At 73.1% G+C, this 16,393-nt stretch carries 11 protein-coding genes; 9 read left to right on the plus strand and 2 right to left on the minus strand.

The window, feature by feature from the left end; genetic code table 11:
• Positions 1 to 301 precede the first annotated feature (301 nt).
• From ABD366_RS34400 to ABD366_RS34410, 3 genes are all read left to right on the plus strand, one after another.
• Positions 302 to 1,756 (plus strand): hypothetical protein, encoded by a 1,455-nt coding sequence (locus ABD366_RS34400; RefSeq protein WP_324769912.1) that lies wholly within the window; start codon positions 302 to 304, stop codon positions 1,754 to 1,756.
• A gap of 14 nt (positions 1,757 to 1,770) precedes the next feature.
• The gene (locus tag ABD366_RS34405) at positions 1,771 to 2,811 is read left to right on the plus strand and encodes a glutamate ABC transporter substrate-binding protein (RefSeq protein ID WP_324769911.1); all 1,041 of its coding nucleotides are present in this window, start codon (positions 1,771 to 1,773) and stop codon (positions 2,809 to 2,811) included.
• Between the two features lie 77 nt (positions 2,812 to 2,888).
• Entirely contained in the window at positions 2,889 to 4,211 is a 1,323-nt protein-coding gene (locus ABD366_RS34410) for a coiled-coil domain-containing protein (RefSeq protein ID WP_324769910.1), read from the plus strand.
• 175 nt (positions 4,212 to 4,386) lie between these two features.
• Here ABD366_RS34410 and ABD366_RS43630 read toward each other — a convergent pair whose 3' ends face one another.
• Positions 4,387 to 4,662 carry a hypothetical protein gene (locus tag ABD366_RS43630; protein ID WP_425577001.1) on the minus strand — a complete coding sequence of 92 codons (276 nt, stop codon included), beginning with the start codon at positions 4,660 to 4,662 and terminating at the stop codon, positions 4,387 to 4,389.
• Here ABD366_RS43630 and ABD366_RS34415 point away from each other — a divergent pair.
• The 4 genes from ABD366_RS34415 (at position 4,637) to ABD366_RS34430 (ending at position 10,965) form a co-directional block, all read left to right on the plus strand.
• Complete coding sequence (locus ABD366_RS34415) at positions 4,637 to 6,883, plus strand: serine/threonine-protein kinase (protein WP_425577002.1); 2,247 nt, start codon at positions 4,637 to 4,639, stop codon at positions 6,881 to 6,883. The two genes, ABD366_RS43630 and ABD366_RS34415, sit on opposite strands and share 26 nt — an antisense overlap.
• 4 nt (positions 6,884 to 6,887) lie before the next feature.
• A complete protein-coding gene (locus tag ABD366_RS34420) occupies positions 6,888 to 8,186 on the plus strand; it encodes a PP2C family protein-serine/threonine phosphatase (protein ID WP_324769908.1) in 1,299 nt (432 codons plus the stop codon).
• Positions 8,187 to 8,288: 102 nt separating this feature from the next.
• Positions 8,289 to 9,632: a vWA domain-containing protein gene (locus ABD366_RS34425; protein ID WP_324769906.1), complete on the plus strand. Its 1,344-nt coding sequence runs from the start codon at positions 8,289 to 8,291 to the stop codon at positions 9,630 to 9,632.
• Between the two features lie 58 nt (positions 9,633 to 9,690).
• Positions 9,691 to 10,965, plus strand: a complete 1,275-nt coding sequence (locus ABD366_RS34430) for an FHA domain-containing protein (protein ID WP_324769904.1) — start codon at positions 9,691 to 9,693, stop codon at positions 10,963 to 10,965.
• Between the two features lie 391 nt (positions 10,966 to 11,356).
• Here ABD366_RS34430 and ABD366_RS34435 read toward each other — a convergent pair whose 3' ends face one another.
• Positions 11,357 to 12,364, minus strand: a complete 1,008-nt coding sequence (locus tag ABD366_RS34435) for a methyltransferase domain-containing protein (protein WP_324769903.1) — start codon at positions 12,362 to 12,364, stop codon at positions 11,357 to 11,359.
• Between the two features lie 104 nt (positions 12,365 to 12,468).
• On the opposite strand from ABD366_RS34435, the gene ABD366_RS34440 reads away from it, so the two are divergent.
• Both ABD366_RS34440 and ABD366_RS34445 read left to right on the plus strand, forming a co-directional pair.
• Positions 12,469 to 12,873 carry a globin gene (locus ABD366_RS34440; RefSeq protein ID WP_324769901.1) on the plus strand — a complete coding sequence of 135 codons (405 nt, stop codon included), beginning with the start codon at positions 12,469 to 12,471 and terminating at the stop codon, positions 12,871 to 12,873.
• Between the two features lie 177 nt (positions 12,874 to 13,050).
• Complete coding sequence (locus tag ABD366_RS34445) at positions 13,051 to 16,392, plus strand: FtsX-like permease family protein (protein WP_344443076.1); 3,342 nt, start codon at positions 13,051 to 13,053, stop codon at positions 16,390 to 16,392.
• Position 16,393: the final 1 nt, after the last annotated feature.

Here is a 16,393-nt window from a genome sequence, read left to right on the forward strand (position 1 = left end):
CGCCCTCTCAGGAAGGGCGCGGGACGCGCCCCCATGGGGCTGCGGCGAAGCCGCATGCTCCAGGGGCGCGGGGAACTGCGCGAGCAACCACGACGGCGCCGCAGCCGAAGGCTTGCAAGGGGCGCGGGGAACTGCGCGCTCAGCCCCCACCGGCCCGCAGCCGTCCGTACTCGGGAACCGAACACATCCCCCACTCGTGTTCAGGAGAAGGGCTCGCAAACAAGATCGAGTCAATGGCTGTGCGGATGTCTGTCGCGGCAGCGATACTTGCGGCCGACGTACGACCATGGGGGAGGGTCGAGTGACATACCCGCCGAACGGAAGCGCGGCGCCACCGGGGCACCCCGGGCACCCCGCCGCGCCGACGAGGCCGAGCGTGCCACCGCAGCAGACGCGGGGCGCGGCACCACCCGTACCCGCACCCCCCGCTCCCCCGCGCCGCACCGCCTGGGCGGAGGGCGTCGACCGGCTGCGCGCGGCGGCCACCACCGAGCCGGGCCGGCTGCGCATCATCGGCGCGGTACTGGCCCTGCTCGTCGTCGCGTTCGGGGCGACGACGGCCTGGCAGATGACGGACCGTTCCGCCGCCGCCGACGACGTACTGCACTCGAGCCAGCCGCTGAGCGCCGACGCCGCCGACATCTACCGCTCCCTCGCCGACGCCAACACGGCCGCGTCCAGCGGCTTCCTGGCGGGCGGCGAGGAGCCCGCCGCCGTGCGCGACCGGTACGAGAGGAACATCCGTACCGCCGCGCAGAAGCTCGTGACCGCCGCCGCCAGCACCGACCCGGGCACCCGCTCTGCCGAGACGATCAAGAAGCTGAACACGCTGCTGCCGCAGTACAAGGGCCTCATCGAGCGGGCCCGGGCCAACAACCGGCAGGGTTTCCCGCTGGGCGGCGCCTACCTGCGGTACGCGAACGAGAAGATGCAGACCGAGATGCTCCCCGAGGCGGAGAACCTCTACACGACGGAGAACGAGCGGCTGCGGGACGACTACGACGCGGCGACGCCCTACCCGTGGATCGCGATCGCGTTCGGCGTGCTCGCCCTCGCGGCGCTCGCCTGGGCCCAGCGCCGCAACTACCGGCTGACGAACCGGGTGTTCAACCACGGGATGCTCGCCGCCACGGCCGCCTCCGTCGTCGTCCTGCTCTGGCTCGTCGTGGGGCACACTGTCGCGCGCAGCGGGCTCAACTCCTCGTACGACGACGGCGTCCGGTCGCTGAACGTGCTGCACGACGCGAGCATCGCGTCCCTGAAGGCGCGGGGGAACGAGAACCTGACGCTGGTCAGCCGCGGCGCCGAGACGACGAGCGTCAACGGCGTGTCCAAGGACAAGTACGACGTCGACTTCGAGAAGCAGATGGACCTGCTGGCGAAGAAGCTGACGGCGGCGGACGCACTGGCCGACGACAGCGCGGGCCGCACCCCGGTGAACGGGGCGAACGCGAGCATGAAGGAATGGCTCAAGCGGCACGGTGAGGCCCGCGACGAGGACGACGACGGCAACTACCAGCGCGCCCTCGACAAGATCATCGGGTCGAAGGAGTCCAAGCCGACGAGTGAGTGCTTCGATCTGGTGGACCAGAATCTCGACAAGGCGCTCACGCACGAGCAGCGTCAGTTCAGCGCGGACGCGGGCGGCGGACGCGACGCGATGACCGGACTGCCCGCCGGTGCCGCGCTGTTGGCCGTGCTCGCCGCCGCGGGCGCGGTGCTCGGCATCGGGCGCAGGCTTTCGGAGTACCGGTGAGAGGGGGTGCGGCCATGGAGGAGCGAGGTACCCGCAAGGTGAGTCTGCGCGGCTGGGGCGGCGTGGCGACGATGGCGGTCGCGTGCGCCCTGACGGTGGTGTTCGCGCTGCTGCTCCCCCTGACGCAGCGCGGCGGGGCGGTCGGTGGCGACGGGAGCACGGGCGCCGGCCCGGGCGGTGTGGCCGCCGGGGTGCAGGCCAGGGCGGACGACTGCGACGCGGACGTGGAGGGCAAGGAGCCGGAGCGCAGCGTGAGCCGGTCCGGCAGCGACAGCGGCGGCGCCGTGCAGGCCATCATGGACCGCGGCTACGTGTCGGTCGGCGTCGACCAGAACAGCTACCGCTGGGGGTACCGCGACCCCAACAACCTGGACGAGTCCAGTGAGCTGGAGGGCTTCGACATCGATCTCGCCCATGAGATCGCCAGGGAGATCCTCGGCAGCCCGGACAAGATCCGCTTCAAGGCCATCCCCACCAACCAGCGCATCCCCGCGATCCAGCGCGGCGACGTCGACATGGTGGTGCGCACGATGACGATCAGCTGTGAGCGGCTCAAGGACGTCGACTTCTCCACGGCGTACTTCCAGACCGGCCAGCAGGTGCTCGCCCCGAAGGCCTCGGACATCGACGGTTTCGACAAGTCGCTGGGCGGCAAGCGGGTCTGTTCGGCGGCCGGTTCGACGGCGGAGTCGGCGCTGAAGCAGGGCCGGACGGACCGGAAGATCCCGGCCGACACGGACATCTCCGAGACGGTGCCCAACCAGCTGGACTGCCTGGTGCGGCTCCAGCTCGGCGAGGTCGACGCGGTGGTCACCGACGGCGCGCTCGCGGCGAGCCAGGCCGCGCAGGACCCGACGGTGCAGCTGAAGGGCGAGCCGTTCACCAAGGAGTACTACGGCGTCGCCATGAAGAAAGGTTCGGACGAGCTGGTTCGCCGGGTGAACGGGATTCTGGAGGACTACCGCAAGTCCGGCGGCTGGCAGAAGTCGTACGACCACTGGCTGAAGCAGGCGCTGGGCGCCTCGGAGGGGCCGCCGGCACCGAAGTACAAGTAGCGGCAGGGCGTGTGGGGCAGAGATCGTAGCGGCGGTCTGCGGTCGGTTGTGGATCCGGAAGAAGCGAGAGGTGATCGATGGGCGTCGCGGGACCCCCTGGTCCGGTGATGGACCGGGATGAGGTGGACCGTGCCCTGGCCCGGCTCGGTGCCGAGCACGAGGCGATCGAGACGTCGCTGCTCGCGCTCCAGGACCACGCCGGACGGCGCCTGCTCGAAGGGGCTCAGCTGACCGGGGCGACCCGGGACCGCTGGGCGGCGGCCGAGCAGGCGATCACGCTGTTGTGGTCGTACTTCGACGCGTACGCGCACGCGCTGCGCACCGCGCGCGAGGTCCGCTCCCGGCGCAAGTGGCCGAACAGGGACGACCTCGGCGAGCTGACGGAGCTGCTGCGCGGCGAGGCCGTCACGGTCGCCTCGGGCGCGAGCACCACCGGCGGCGCACAGTCGATCACCGGTCCCGCGAAGCTGTCCGAGCACTTCACGCTGGCCGCGCTCGTGCAGCGGATGAACGACCTGTACGCGTCGTCCCTCGACATGGTCGTGGCCGCCGACGCGGTGTGGTCGGCGCTGCCCGCCCGGATCGACATGCTCGCCGCCGAGCTGGGCCGCACCCGGCAGCTCGCGCACTCCGTGGGCGTACGGCCGGGGGAGCATCCGGCCGGTGACGACCTGGAGCGGATCACGAGCTCACTGACCCGGCTTCGCGAGCAGGTGGTGTCGGACCCGCTCACGTACTGGCAGAAGGCACAGGGGAGTTCGGCCCCGGGTGGCGGACGGCCCGACACGACGGCGTACGACCGGCAGGCCCGCGCCCTGGAAGAGGTGCGGCGCGAGATCGAGGCCGTGCTCACGGTCCGCCAGGACGCGGAGGCGCGGCTCGGCCGGCTGCGGGACGTGCTCTCGCGCGCGGACCGTACGCTCGCCGAGGCGAGATCGGCGCGCGGCGAGGTCCTCGCCAAGATCGCCGCGTCGGAGGTGCCCGCGGTGTCCGGTCCGCCGATCGCCCTCCAGGAGCAGCTGGCGAGGGCCGCCGAGTACCGCAGACACGGCCAGTGGCACCGGCTCTCGCCGCTCCTCGAGTCGCTGGAGTCGAAGGCCGACGACGAACTGCTGCGTGCCCGCGAGTCGTTGACCGCGGTGACCGCTCCCCTGGCCGTCCGCGCCGAGCTGCGCGGGCGGCTCGACGCGTACAAGGCGAAGGTCGGGAGTCTCGGTTTCGCCGAGGACCCGTTCCTCGTGGAGCGGTACGACGCGGCGCGCCGCATGCTGTGGAGCGCGCCCTGCGATCTGCGGGTGGCGGAACAGGCGGTGCTGCGGTACCAGCGGGCGGCCGCCGAGGTGTTGTCGGCGGGCGGGCCCGAGCGGGCCGCGCCCACCGACCGTAGGGGGGAGTCGTAGGCATGGCCGAGGAGCACAGGTGCACGCGGCCCGGTTGCACGGGGTCGTACGAGGACATGGGCGGGGAGCTTTACTGCGACACCTGCGGGCTGAAGCCGGACGCCGCCGCCGTGAGCGCGCCCGCGCGGTCCGGGGCGGTGGACCGGAGCTGCCAGCGCCCCGGCTGCGGCGGCTCCTACGAGGACATGGGCGGCGGCGAGCTGTACTGCGACACCTGCGGGCTTGCTCCGGTGGTGTCGCCGACCGGTCTGGTGTCGTCGCCGCCCACCGGGATCGCGGGCGGCGGTTCGCGGGGCTCGCAGAGCTCGGCGTCCTCCGGCAGGTCGGCGCGGTCGGCGCGCATGTCGTCCCGGTCCTCGCAGTCGCGCCGGTCGGTGTCGGGGCGGCTGTCCCGTTCGCTGTCGGGCAGGTCGACGTCCCGGTCGGTGTCGGTGCGCAGCTCCGGCTCCACGGCGAGCAGTTCGGGCCGTGCGCGGCTCGGCGCGGGCCTGGTGCGCGTCCCGGACGTGCCGCGGCCCGACCCGCGCGTGATGGTGCAGGACAACCCCGAGGTGCCCGAGCGGAAGCGGTTCTGTTCACGTTCGGACTGCGGGGCGCCCGTGGGGCGGGCGCGCGGGGACCGGCCCGGCCGCACGGAGGGGTTCTGCACGAAGTGCGGCCACCCGTACTCGTTCGTGCCGAAGCTGGGCGCCGGTGACGTCGTGCACGGCCAGTACGAGGTCGTGGGCTGTCTCGCGCACGGTGGTCTCGGCTGGGTCTACCTCGCCGTCGACCGGGCCGTGTCCGACCGCTGGGTGGTCCTGAAGGGCCTGCTCGACACCGGTGACCAGGACGCGATGGCGGCGGCCATATCGGAGCGGCGCTTCCTCGCGGAGATCGAGCACTCCAACATCGTGCGCATCTACAACTTCGTCGAGCACCTCGACCAGCGCACCGGCTCCATGGACGGCTACATCGTCATGGAGTACGTCGGCGGCAAGTCGCTCAAGGAGATCGCCAACGAGCGGCGCACGCCCGCCGGCAAGCGCGACCCGCTGCCCGTGGAGCAGGCCTGCGCGTACGGCATCGAGGCTCTGGAGGCTCTCGGGCATCTGCACAGCCGCAACCTGCTGTACTGCGACTTCAAGGTCGACAACGCGATCCAGACCGAGGACCAGCTCAAGCTCATCGACATGGGCGCGGTCCGGCGGATGGACGACGACGAGTCCGCGATCTACGGCACGGTCGGCTATCAGGCGCCCGAGGTCGCCGAGGTCGGCCCGTCCATCGCCTCCGAGCTCTACACGGTCGCCCGCACCCTCGCGGTCCTGACCTTCGACTTCCAGGGCTACACGAACGTGTACGTGGACTCCCTGCCCGACCCCGACAACATCGAGGTCTTCCGCCGCTACGAGTCGTTCTACCGGCTCCTCGTCCGCGCCACCGATCCGGACCCGGCCCGCCGGTTCGCCTCCGCGCAGGAGATGACCGAGCAGCTGACCGGGGTGCTGCGCGAGGTCGTGGCCCTCCAGACGAACCGGCCGCGGCCCGCCCTGTCGACACTGTTCGGGCCCGAGGTGAAGGTCACCGACACCGAGTTGTTCGCCCGGCAGGCGGGCGAGGTCTCGCACCTGGGGGCGCGGGTGATCCCCGTGCGCGTACGCCAGAAGGCCGCCGCGCTCGCCGCCCCGCCGATGCCGGTCCTGCCGCCGTCCCCGTCCGCGCTCGTCAAGCGGCTCCAGGCGCAGGCCACCGCGCTGGCCCTGCCGGTGCCGCGGGTGGATCCGGGCGATCCGAACGCGGGGTTCCTCGCGGGCCTGATGGCGTCCGCGCCGGCCGAGCTGATCGCGGCGCTGCACGCGGCGCCCACCGGCTCCCTGGAGCTGCGCCTGCGCGAGCTGCGGGCCCGCCTGGAGATGGGTGACCTGGACTCGGCGGTACGGGGTCTCGCGGCGCTCGAGGCCGACCACCCGGACGACTGGCGGGTGGTCTGGTACCGGGGTGTCGCGGCGCTCACGACGGGCGACCACGAGAGCGCGGCGCTGTCGTTCGACGCGATCTACGACGCGTTCCCGGGCGAGCCCGCGCCGAAGCTGGCGCTCGGCGTCTGCGCGGAGGTGCTCGGCCAGCTGGACAACGCGGCGGAGTACTACCGCCTCGTGTGGTCCACCGACCCGAGCTATGTGAGCGCCGCGTTCGGTCTGGCGCGGGTACAGCTCGCGGCCGGCGACCGGGGCGGCGCGGTGCGCACCCTGGAATCGGTCCCGGAGTCGTCGATCCACTACACGGCGGCCCGCGTCGCCTCGGTGCGGGCGCGCCTTCGGGGACGTATGACCGAAGGCGTCAACGGGGCGAACGGGGCCCAAGGCGACCCGCTGCTGAACGATCTGACGGCGGCGGCCGGACAGGTCGAGGCGCTCGACTCGTTCGGCCTCGACGCGGTGCGCCGCGAAGAGTTGTCCACCGAGGTCCTCGGTACGGCGCTGGACTGGGTACTCTCCGGTAGGCAGGGTTCCGGTCAGCCTCAGGGCCCCGGGCGCACGGTGGTACTCGGCAGTGATCTGGACGAGCGCGGCCTGCGCCTCGGCCTGGAGCGCTCGTACCGGACACTTGCCAGGCTCGCTCAGCGCGGCGAGGAGAGGATCGAACTGGTGGAGCGGGCCAACCGCTACCGCCCCCGGACGTGGGTGTGAGTTGATGTCACAGACGCACCAGCTAGCCACGTGCCCCAGCTGCGAGGAGCCGCTCGACGAGGGCGACCGCTTCTGCGGGGCCTGTGGATACGACCTGTCGTCGGAGCCGTCCGTGCCCGACGACCGGCCGACACTGACCATGGCCGCCCCCGGGGCGGCGGAGGAGGCCGCCGCGGTGGACTGGCCGGACGCTCCCGAGCTGGACAGCTCGGACACACCCGCGCCGACGCATCTGCCGGCCGACCTCGTGGGCACCGAGTCCGACGGGGCCGCGCTGCCCGCCGCCGTGCGGACCGACGACCCCGCGGACGGTGACTTCCCGCTCGCCGCGCCCGATCCGCGGACGGTGCCGCCCGAGGAGCTGGAGAGCGCGACGCCGCCCGCGGGCACCAAGCTGTGCGTGGCGTGCCGCGCCGGGCAGGTCGACGCGGACGGTTACTGCGAGAACTGCGGGCACGCCCAGCCGCGCGAACGCGACCACATGGAGCAGGAGTTGGGCGCGGTCGCCGCCGTCAGCGACCGGGGCCTGCGGCACCACCGGAACGAGGACGCGTTCGCGATCTCCTCGGCCGCGCTGCCCGACGGCTCCCCCGCGGTCGTCGCCGTCGTCTGCGACGGGGTGTCCTCGGCGACCCGTCCCGACGACGCGTCGCTCGCCGCGTCCCGCGCCGCCAACGAGGCGCTGCACGACTCGCTGCCCCGCGGCACGCACCCGCAGCAGGCCATGCACGAGGCGATCGTGGCCGCCGCCGAATCGGTCAACGCCCTGGCGCAGGAGCCCGAGACGGCCCGCGAGCACCAGCCGCACCAGAACGCGCCGGCGTGCACCTTCGTTGGTTCGATCATCACGCGTGAGCTGCTGATCGTCGGCTGGGTCGGCGATTCGCGCGCCTACTGGGTGCCCGACGACCGCACGGCGCCCGCGGCCCGGCTCACCGAGGACGACTCGTGGGCCGCGCAGATGGTCGCGGCGGGTCTGATGAACGAGGCGGAGGCGTACGCCGACGAGCGGGCCCACGCCATCACGGGCTGGCTCGGCGCGGACGCGTACGAACTGGAGCCGCACACCGCTTCCTTCAAACCGGACCGGCCTGGTGTGGTGGTGGTGTGCACCGACGGACTGTGGAACTACGCGGAGGGCGCGCACGACATGGCGCGGATCGTGCCCGCCGACGCGGCGCTGCGCCCGCTGCACTGTGCCCAGGTACTCGTCGGACACGCGCTCGACGGCGGCGGCCACGACAACGTAACAGTGGCGGTGCTGCCGTTCCCCGTGCCGCAGCAGGGGGCAGGATCGGCGTAGTCGGGCGGTCCGTCCGGCTCGTGCCGTATGTCATCGTGCCGTGTGTCACGGGGGAACGCGTCATATGCCACGAATGGTCTTGTTCAGGGGGGACTTGTCACCATGGCCAACTTCTCTAAGTCGAACATTCCGCAGTTCTCGGTCGAGGTCTATCAGAACGAGTTCCTGCCGGAGGGCGGCCGCGAGGTCAACGCGATCGTCACCGTGACGTCCACCGGCGGCGGCACCATCGGCACCTCCGTCGGCGCCCCGCAGCTGTACGGCACGGGCGGGGGCCCGGACGCCGCGGTGGCGCTGATGGTGGACTGTTCCGGTTCGATGGACTACCCGCCGACGAAGATGCGCGGCGCCCGCGACGCCTCGGCCGCGGCGATCGACACCCTGCGCGACGGCGTGCACTTCGCGGTGATCGCGGGCACGCACGTCGCCAAGGAGGTCTATCCGGGTGCCGGGCGGCTCGCCGTCGCCGACCCGACCACCCGCGACCAGGCCAAGCAGGCGCTGCGGGGGCTCTCCGCGGGCGGCGGCACCGCGATCGGCACGTGGCTGCGCCTGGCCGACCGTCTCCTGTCCTCCGCGGACGTGGGGATCCGGCACGGCATCCTGCTCACCGACGGGCGCAACGAGCACGAGTCGCCGGAGGACCTGCGCGCCACCCTCGACGCGTGCGCGGGCCGCTTCACCTGCGACGCCCGCGGTGTCGGCACGGACTGGGAGGTGAAGGAGGTCACCGGCGTCGCCTCGGCGCTCCTCGGCACCGCCGACATCGTCGCCGACCCGGCGCACCTGGCGTCCGACTTCACGCAGATGATGGAGACGGCGATGGGCAAGGAGGTCGCCGACGTGGCTCTGCGGCTGTGGACGCCGCTCGGCTCCGAGATCAAGTTCGTCAAGCAAGTGGCTCCCACCGTCGGCGAGTTGACCGACCGCCGCACCGAGGCGGGCCCGCGCGCGGGCGACTACCCGACCGGCTCGTGGGGCGACGAGTCCCGCGACTACCACGTGTGCGTCCAGGTCCCGAACGCCGAGCTCGGCCAGGAGATGCTCGCCGCCCGCGTCTCCCTGGTGATCCCGCAGCCGGACGGCACGGCGCAGACCCTGTCGCAGGGTCTCGTCCGCGCGGTGTGGACGGACGACATGGCGGCCTCTACGTCGATCAACCCGCAGGTCGCGCACTACACGGGCCAGGCCGAACTGGCGCAGGTCATCCAGCAGGGCCTGGACGCGCGCAAAGCGGGCGACGCGGACGGGGCGACCGCGAAACTCGGCCGCGCGGTGCAGCTCGCGGCGCTCTCCGGGAACGCCGATACGGCGAAACTGCTTTCGAAGGTGGTGGACGTGGTCGACGCCGCGGAAGGTACTGTTCGATTGAAGGCGAAGGTCGCGGAAGCCGACGAGATGACTCTCGAGACCCGGTCCACCAAGACGGTTCGTGTGAAGAAGTAGCAGCTCAGACTGAACGTACAACGACACGTACGTACGAAGGAGAGGGGGAGGCGCCGACATGCCGACCTGCCCGAACGGACACCAGTCGGGTTCCGACGACTGGTGCGAGGTCTGCGGTCACCGCATGGCCGGTGCCGTGCCCCCGCCGCCGCCTCCGGCCGCCGGTTACGGATACCCCGGGCCGTCCGCGCCCCAGGGCATGCGGAGCCCGGGCGGAGCGCCCGAGCTGTGCCCGCAGTGCCGGACGCCGCGTGAGGGCGGTGCCCCGTTCTGCGAGGAGTGCCGCTGGAACTTCCTCACGAACACGGCGACGTCGTACACCCCGGCGGCGCCGAACCCGCCGCTGCCGAACCAGGGCGGGCCCGGTGGCCCGGGCGGACCCGGCGGATTCGGGGGTCCCGGCGGACCCGGTGGGCCCGGTGGGCCCGGTGGGGCTCAGGGGCCGAACCCGGCGCTGCGTTTCCAGCAGCCGCCGCAGGGGCCCGACCCGTACGAGTACCAGGGCTCACGCCCCTCGCAGATGAACCGGCCGGCCGAGCCGATCCCGCCGAATCCGTTCGGCCCGGGCGGCGAACCGTCGGGCCCGTCCCCGTTCCCCCCGCCGGGGCCGAACGGGACGGGTGGTGGCGTCCCGCAGGCGTTCCAGCAGCAGCCGCCGGCTCCCGCGCCGACGCAGCCGGGACCGCCCGCGCCGCCGGCCTACCCGAACCCGAACGCCGCCCCGCGCCCGGCGAACCCGTCGTTCGGCGGTCCCGGTGGACCCGGTGGCGGTCCTGGGGGCGGTCCCGGTGGCGGTACGAACGGTGACGACTGGGTGATCTCGCCGCCGTCGGCCTCGTCGACGACCGCGCCGCCCTACCAGCAGCAGCCGCCCCAGCAGCAGCAGTACGGGCAGCAGCCTCCCGGGCCGCCGCAGCCGCAGGGGCCGGTGAGCTGGTCGGCGACGATCGGTCCCGACCGCGAGTACTTCATGGCGATGATGCACCGCAGCGGTCCCGAGGCCTCGGGTCTGAACCTGCCCGCGTACTCGCCCGAGCAGCAGCGTCAGCTCATCGGCAACCAGATCACGATCGGCCGCCGCCGCCACTCCACCGGCGACACCCCGGACATCGATCTGTCGGTGCCGCCGGAGGACCCGGGGGTCTCGCACTCGCACGCGGTGCTGGTGCAGCAGCCGGACGGTACGTGGGCGGTCGTCGACCAGAACTCGACGAACGGTACGACGGTCAACGGCGGCGAGGAGCCGATCCAGCCGTTCGTTCCTGTTCCGCTTCAGGATGGCGACCGGGTGCATGTCGGGGCGTGGACCACGATCACGATCCACCGGGGCTGAGTCCGGGGGCCCGGTCCAGCGGGGGCAGCTCGCGCCGTTCCCCGCGGCCCTGGGGGTATCTCGGCTGCGGCACCGCCGTGACCGATCACGCAGTTCCCCGCGCCCCTGGCGGGTTTTCCGACTGCGGGCCGCTGGAACTTCTCGCGCCGTTCCCCGCGCCCCTGGAGCGTGCGGCTTCGCCGCTGCCCCATGAGATGGCGCACGCAGTGCGCATCTCAGGGGCGCGGGGAACGGCGCGAGCAACCACGACGGCGCCGCACAAACAAACAACCCATTAAGGGGCGCGGGGAACTGCGCGACCAGCCCCCACCGGGCCGCACAGACAAACAACCCCTCAAGGGGCGCGGGGAACTGCGCGAACTGCCCCCACCGGCCCGCAGCCGCGAACTCGCTACGGACAACCCCCCAGCCCCCACACATACGGCCCCCCAGGATCATCCAGCCACGCCCACTCCCGGCCCCCGGAAACCGTCACCCCGAACCGCTCCCGCGCAGGCCGCCCCTCCCGCTCCCACAGGGCAAGCGCCTCATGCGGATCCATCGCCCCAGCCGTAAGGGTGAGCAGGAACCGGAACAGTTCCTCCTGAAGCGCCCGCCGCGGCAACCCCCCGATCTGCTGCTCGGGCACCCGCCCCTCCGTATCCCCCCGCAGCGCGACGAAGTACGCCGGGGTGTGAAGGAACCGCCCCTCCGCATACGCCGCATCCCGCACGGTCAACGCCAGCAACCCCGTGGACACGGGCGCCAGAATCCGGGCCCCCGCCCGGCACTGCCCCAGCCACGCCACCGGAATCGACCGCAGCGCACACGTAGCGATGATCCGGTCGTAAGGCGCCCGCTCGGCACACCCGCGCCCCCCGTCCCCGGTGACGACGGCCGGCCGGTACCCGGCGGCGGCGAGATGGGTCCGGGCCGCCTCGGTGATCTCGGGGTCGAGGTCGACGGTGGTGACACCCTCGTCGCCCAGCCGGTGCGCGAGCAGCGCCGCGTTGTAGCCGGTGCCCGCGCCGACCTCCAGGACCCGGTCCCCGTCGCGTACGTCGAGGTCGGCCAGCATGCGGGCCATCAGCGACGGCTGGCTGCTGGAGGAGATCAGCTCCCCGTCGCGCAACCGGGTGGCGAGGGGCTGGTCCGCGTAGGCACCGCGCAGCCAGCGTCGCCGCCGCTCGGGGTCCGGGTGCTCGCCCCACAGCCGTTCGTAGCCGCCGGGCACGCCGACGAAGTAGTACGGCACGAAGAGATGGCGCGGCACCTGCTCGAACGCCTCCCGCCACCGCGCGTCCGCGTCCCACACCCCGCTCTCCTCGATCTCCCGTACGAGCGACGCCCGCGCCCGTGCCGCGAGCAGCCCGAGGTCTCCGGGTTCTTCCACGTGTTCCGCGACGTGCTCTGCGCCCATATGTCCACTGTCCTGCGCCGACGCCGGATCGGCGAGCCCCTCGCGGGCACTTGAGGAGACTTAAGCCTCAAGTCCTCGGTCACCCCGTCTGAGAGCATGGACGGGTGACTGAGATCCCGCGCGACACGCTTCAGGAGCAGACGTTCTACGAGCAGGTGGGCGGCGAGGAGACCTTCCGCCGCCTCGTGCACCGCTTCTACGAGGGCGTCGCACAGGACCCGCTGCTGCGTCCCATGTACCCGGAGGAGGACCTGGGCCCCGCCGAGGAGCGGTTCGCCCTGTTCCTGATGCAGTACTGGGGCGGCCCGCGCATCTACAGCGACAACCGGGGCCATCCGCGGCTGCGGATGCGGCACGCCCCGTTCCAGGTGGACCGGGCGGCGCACGACGCGTGGCTGAAGCACATGCGGGTCGCGGTCGACGAGCTCGGCCTGTCCGAGGAGCACGAGCGGACGCTGTGGAACTACCTGACGTACGCGGCCGCGTCGATGGTCAACACCGAGGGCTGACCTCCGCGGAGAGCCCCTCGGAGAACCCCTTGGAGAACCCCCGGGAAGCACCGCTCACCGAGCACTCCACCCCGGTATCCGGTCCAGACCTCTTCCCCAAACAAGCCCGCTTCTGACAGCATCCGGACAGACTTTCGGGGGCGCGAGGCGCGGTACGGGGATTCGGGGGCGGCACGGGTGTGGGGTTTTGTCCTCCTACGAGTGCGGGCGCACCGTCTGCTGCTGACCGCGGCCGTACTCGCGGTGCTGCTGACGACCTCGGTGCTCGCCATGCTCAGCGCGTTCTCCGCCGCGATCGGCGACGCCTCGCTGCGGCACTCGCTGCGCACCCGGGACGCGGCGACGACCGCGCTCGTGGTCCGCGCCGACGTCCCGGCGAAGGAGCGTGAGGCGGCCGTCGCCGCGCTCGACAAGGGCGCCCGGCGCACCTTCGACGGGCTGCCCGTGCACCGCGCGTCGCTGATCACCTCGGGCCCGTACGGGCTGCCGCACACCCCGCGCGGCAAGCAGCCCGATCTGACGAGGTTCGCGGCGGTCGAGCGCTCGGAGGTGAAGGTCACCGCCGGCCGGCTGCCGCGCGCGCCCCGCGGCTCCGTCATCGAGGCGGCGCTCCCCAAGGTCGCCGCGGAGCAGCTGAAGCTGAAACCGGGCGACCGGCTCACCCTCGCCGACCGGTTCGGCGGCCCCGAGGTGACCGTCGAGCTGACCGGCGTCTACCGCCCGGCCCGCCCGCAGTCCCCGTACTGGACGCTGGACGAGCTCGGCGGGCGCGGCGTGCAGAAGCTGAGCTTCACGACGTACGGACCGCTGCTCGCCGACCCGTCGGTCCTCGCGGGCGGCAGGGTCAGTGACGGCAGGTCGGCGTGGCTGGCGACCGCGGACTTCCGCACCATGACGACCGGCCGGATCGACGCGCTGCGGGACGCCGCCCGCGCCGGCCCCCGGGAACTCCTGCACAGCAAGGCACTCGCGGGTACGACCGCGGTCGGCACGTCGCTGCCCGATGTGCTCGACCGGGCCGAGCGGGCCTTGCTCGTGGCCCGTTCGACGCTGCTGATCGTCGCGCTGCAACTGGTACTGCTCGCCACGTACGCGCTGCTCCTCGTGGCGCGGCTGCTGAGCGCCGAACGGGCCGGGGAAACGTGGACGCTACGGGCCCGCGGTGCCTCCCGCGCCCGTATCGCCGGGCTCGCCGCGGCCGAGGCGCTGCTGCTCGCGCTGCCCGCCGCGGTGTGCGCGCCGCTGCTCGCCGGCCCGCTGACCCGGCTCGTCGCCTCGCAGGGCGCCCTGTCACGGATCGGACTGCGACTCGACGCAGGTACGGACGGCCCGGTGTGGCTGGTGGGCGCGGCGGTCGCGGTGGGCTGCGCGCTCGCGGTGACGGTGCCCGCGCTGACCGTCCAGGGGCCGGAGCGCGGCCGGGCCCGCGCGCTGCCCGCGCCGCTGCGGGCCGGCGCCGATGTCGGGCTGCTCGTCATCGCCGGTGTCGCGTACTGGCAGCTGGACCGGCAGACCGGCGGCTCGGGCGCGATCAGCGCCGACCGCGAGGGAAGCCTCGGCATCGACCCGCTGCTGGTGGTGGCCCCGGCCCTCGCGCTGCTCGCGGGCACCGTCCTGACGCTGCGGCTGCTGCCGCCGGCGGCGCGGCTCGCGGAGCGGCGGGCGGCGAGCGGGCGCGGGCTGCCCGCGGCGCTCGCCGGCTGGCAGTTCAGCCGCCGTCCGGGGCGCGGCACCGGACCCGTACTACTGCTCGTACTGGCCGTCGCCATGGGCATGTTGGCGATCGGACAGGGCGCCTCGTGGGACCACTCGCAGACGGACCAGGCGGACTTCCGCTCCGGCGCGCCGGTCCGTGTCCTGGCGACGGAGCCCGGCATGGACCAGGTCGCGCGGTATGCGCAGGTCCCCGGGGTCCGGGACGCGGCGCCCGGCTACCGGCTCCAGGTGCCGCTCGCCGGCAACCGGACAGCCACGGTCCTCGCCCTGGACACGGCGCACCTCCAGGACGACCTGCTGCTGCGTGACGACCTCACGGACTCCACGCCGCGGCAGGTCGTCGCCGCCGTCACCCCGAAGGCGACGGAACCCGTGAACTTGCGGCTTCCCACTACGGCGGCAGGCGTCCGGTTCGGCCTGCGCGCGACGAACCTGGACGGCGCGGGAAGTCGCGGCCCCGACGAGACCACCTCCGTCTCCGCGACGCTCCAGGACCGGTACGGACTCACGTACCGCCTCCTGGTGGGCTCCCTCCCGCTGGACGGCCGGGTCCACCAACTCGGTCTGGACCTCGGCCCGGCGGCCGGTCCGCTCTCCGTGACGGGCCTCGACTTCGACACGGACGTACGCATCGGCCGGGGCGCACGGCACCGCATCGCCCTGGAGAGCATCACTGCCGTCGAACACGGCGACCACGCACGGAAGTTGGACCTCGAAGGCACCCGTTGGAGTACGTCGATGGGGGAGCGCGGCGCTCCTCCCGCGAGCGGCAAGAGCGATCCGACCCCACCGAAGCTCGACAAGAAGCGGGCCGGCATGAAGCGGGCCGGCAACACGGTGGCCGTGGTGTACGGAACCGGTTTCGTGCCACCGGAGTTCGCCTCGGGTGGCGCCCCGCCCACCGTGAACGTCAGCCTCGGTCTCGTCCGGCCCGAGGCCGGGGACGTCACCGCGGTGGCCACCGACCGCTACCTCGCCTCGTCGGGCACGCGCACCGGGCAGCGCGTCGACGTGGACCTGGGCATCGCGACCGTACGGGTGCGGATCGTGGACAGCGTCCGTGCGCTGCCGACGACCGGCCCGGAAGCGGGCGCCACCACGACGGGTTCGGGCTCCGGCTCGGCACCCGGCTCCGGCTCCGGCTCCGGTGGGGCGAAGGACGGCGGCGCGCTCCTGCTCGACCTGCGCGCCCTCAACCGGGCCCTCGCCGACGGTGGCACCGACCCGGTCGCCCCGAACGAGTGGTGGCTGTCCACGCTCCCCGGCGGCGACGCGAAGGCGGCGGCCGCGCTGCGGGCCCGCCCCGACACCGCCCCCTTGCAGGTCGTGGTGCGCGCGGAGATCGGCGAGCAGCTGCGCGACGACCCGCTCGGCGCGGGTCCGCAGTCGGCGCTCGCCGCGGCCGCTCTCGCCGCGGCCCTGCTGGCGGCGGTCGGCTTCGCGGTGAACACGGCGGGTTCGCTGCGGGAGCGCGGCGCCGAGTTCGCGATCCTCGGCGCGCTCGGGACCTCGCGCCGCCGCCTGGCCCGGCTGGTCGCCGCCGAGCAGGGCATCCTCGTGGCGCTGGCGCTCCTCGTGGGGGTGGGCCTCGGCACGTTCCTGACCCGGGCGGTGGTGCCGCTGACCGTGCTGACCGGCGACGCGACCCGGCCCGTACCCGATGTCCTCGTCCGGCTCCCCCTGCACCAGGTGGCGCTGCTCGTCGCGGGCGTGGCCGTCACCCCCGTACTGATCACCGCGGGGCTCGCGTTGCGCCGGCCGCCGCGCGCCGCGACCACGCTGCGCATCCAGGGAGGCGAGTGAG

This window comes from Streptomyces kunmingensis, assembly GCF_039533535.1.
GTDB classification, from domain to species: domain Bacteria; phylum Actinomycetota; class Actinomycetes; order Streptomycetales; family Streptomycetaceae; genus Streptomyces; species Streptomyces kunmingensis.

Coding starts and splice junctions, on each gene's coding strand:
- ABD366_RS34405 (WP_324769911.1), top strand. CDS start 1,771: ATGGAGGAGCGAGGTACCCGCAAGGTGAGTCTGCGCGGCTGGGGCGGC.
- ABD366_RS34410 (WP_324769910.1), top strand. CDS start 2,889: ATGGGCGTCGCGGGACCCCCTGGTCCGGTGATGGACCGGGATGAGGTG.
- ABD366_RS34420 (WP_324769908.1), top strand. CDS start 6,888: ATGTCACAGACGCACCAGCTAGCCACGTGCCCCAGCTGCGAGGAGCCG.
- ABD366_RS34425 (WP_324769906.1), top strand. CDS start 8,289: ATGGCCAACTTCTCTAAGTCGAACATTCCGCAGTTCTCGGTCGAGGTC.
- ABD366_RS34430 (WP_324769904.1), top strand. CDS start 9,691: ATGCCGACCTGCCCGAACGGACACCAGTCGGGTTCCGACGACTGGTGC.
- ABD366_RS34435 (WP_324769903.1), bottom strand. CDS start 12,364: ATGGGCGCAGAGCACGTCGCGGAACACGTGGAAGAACCCGGAGACCTC.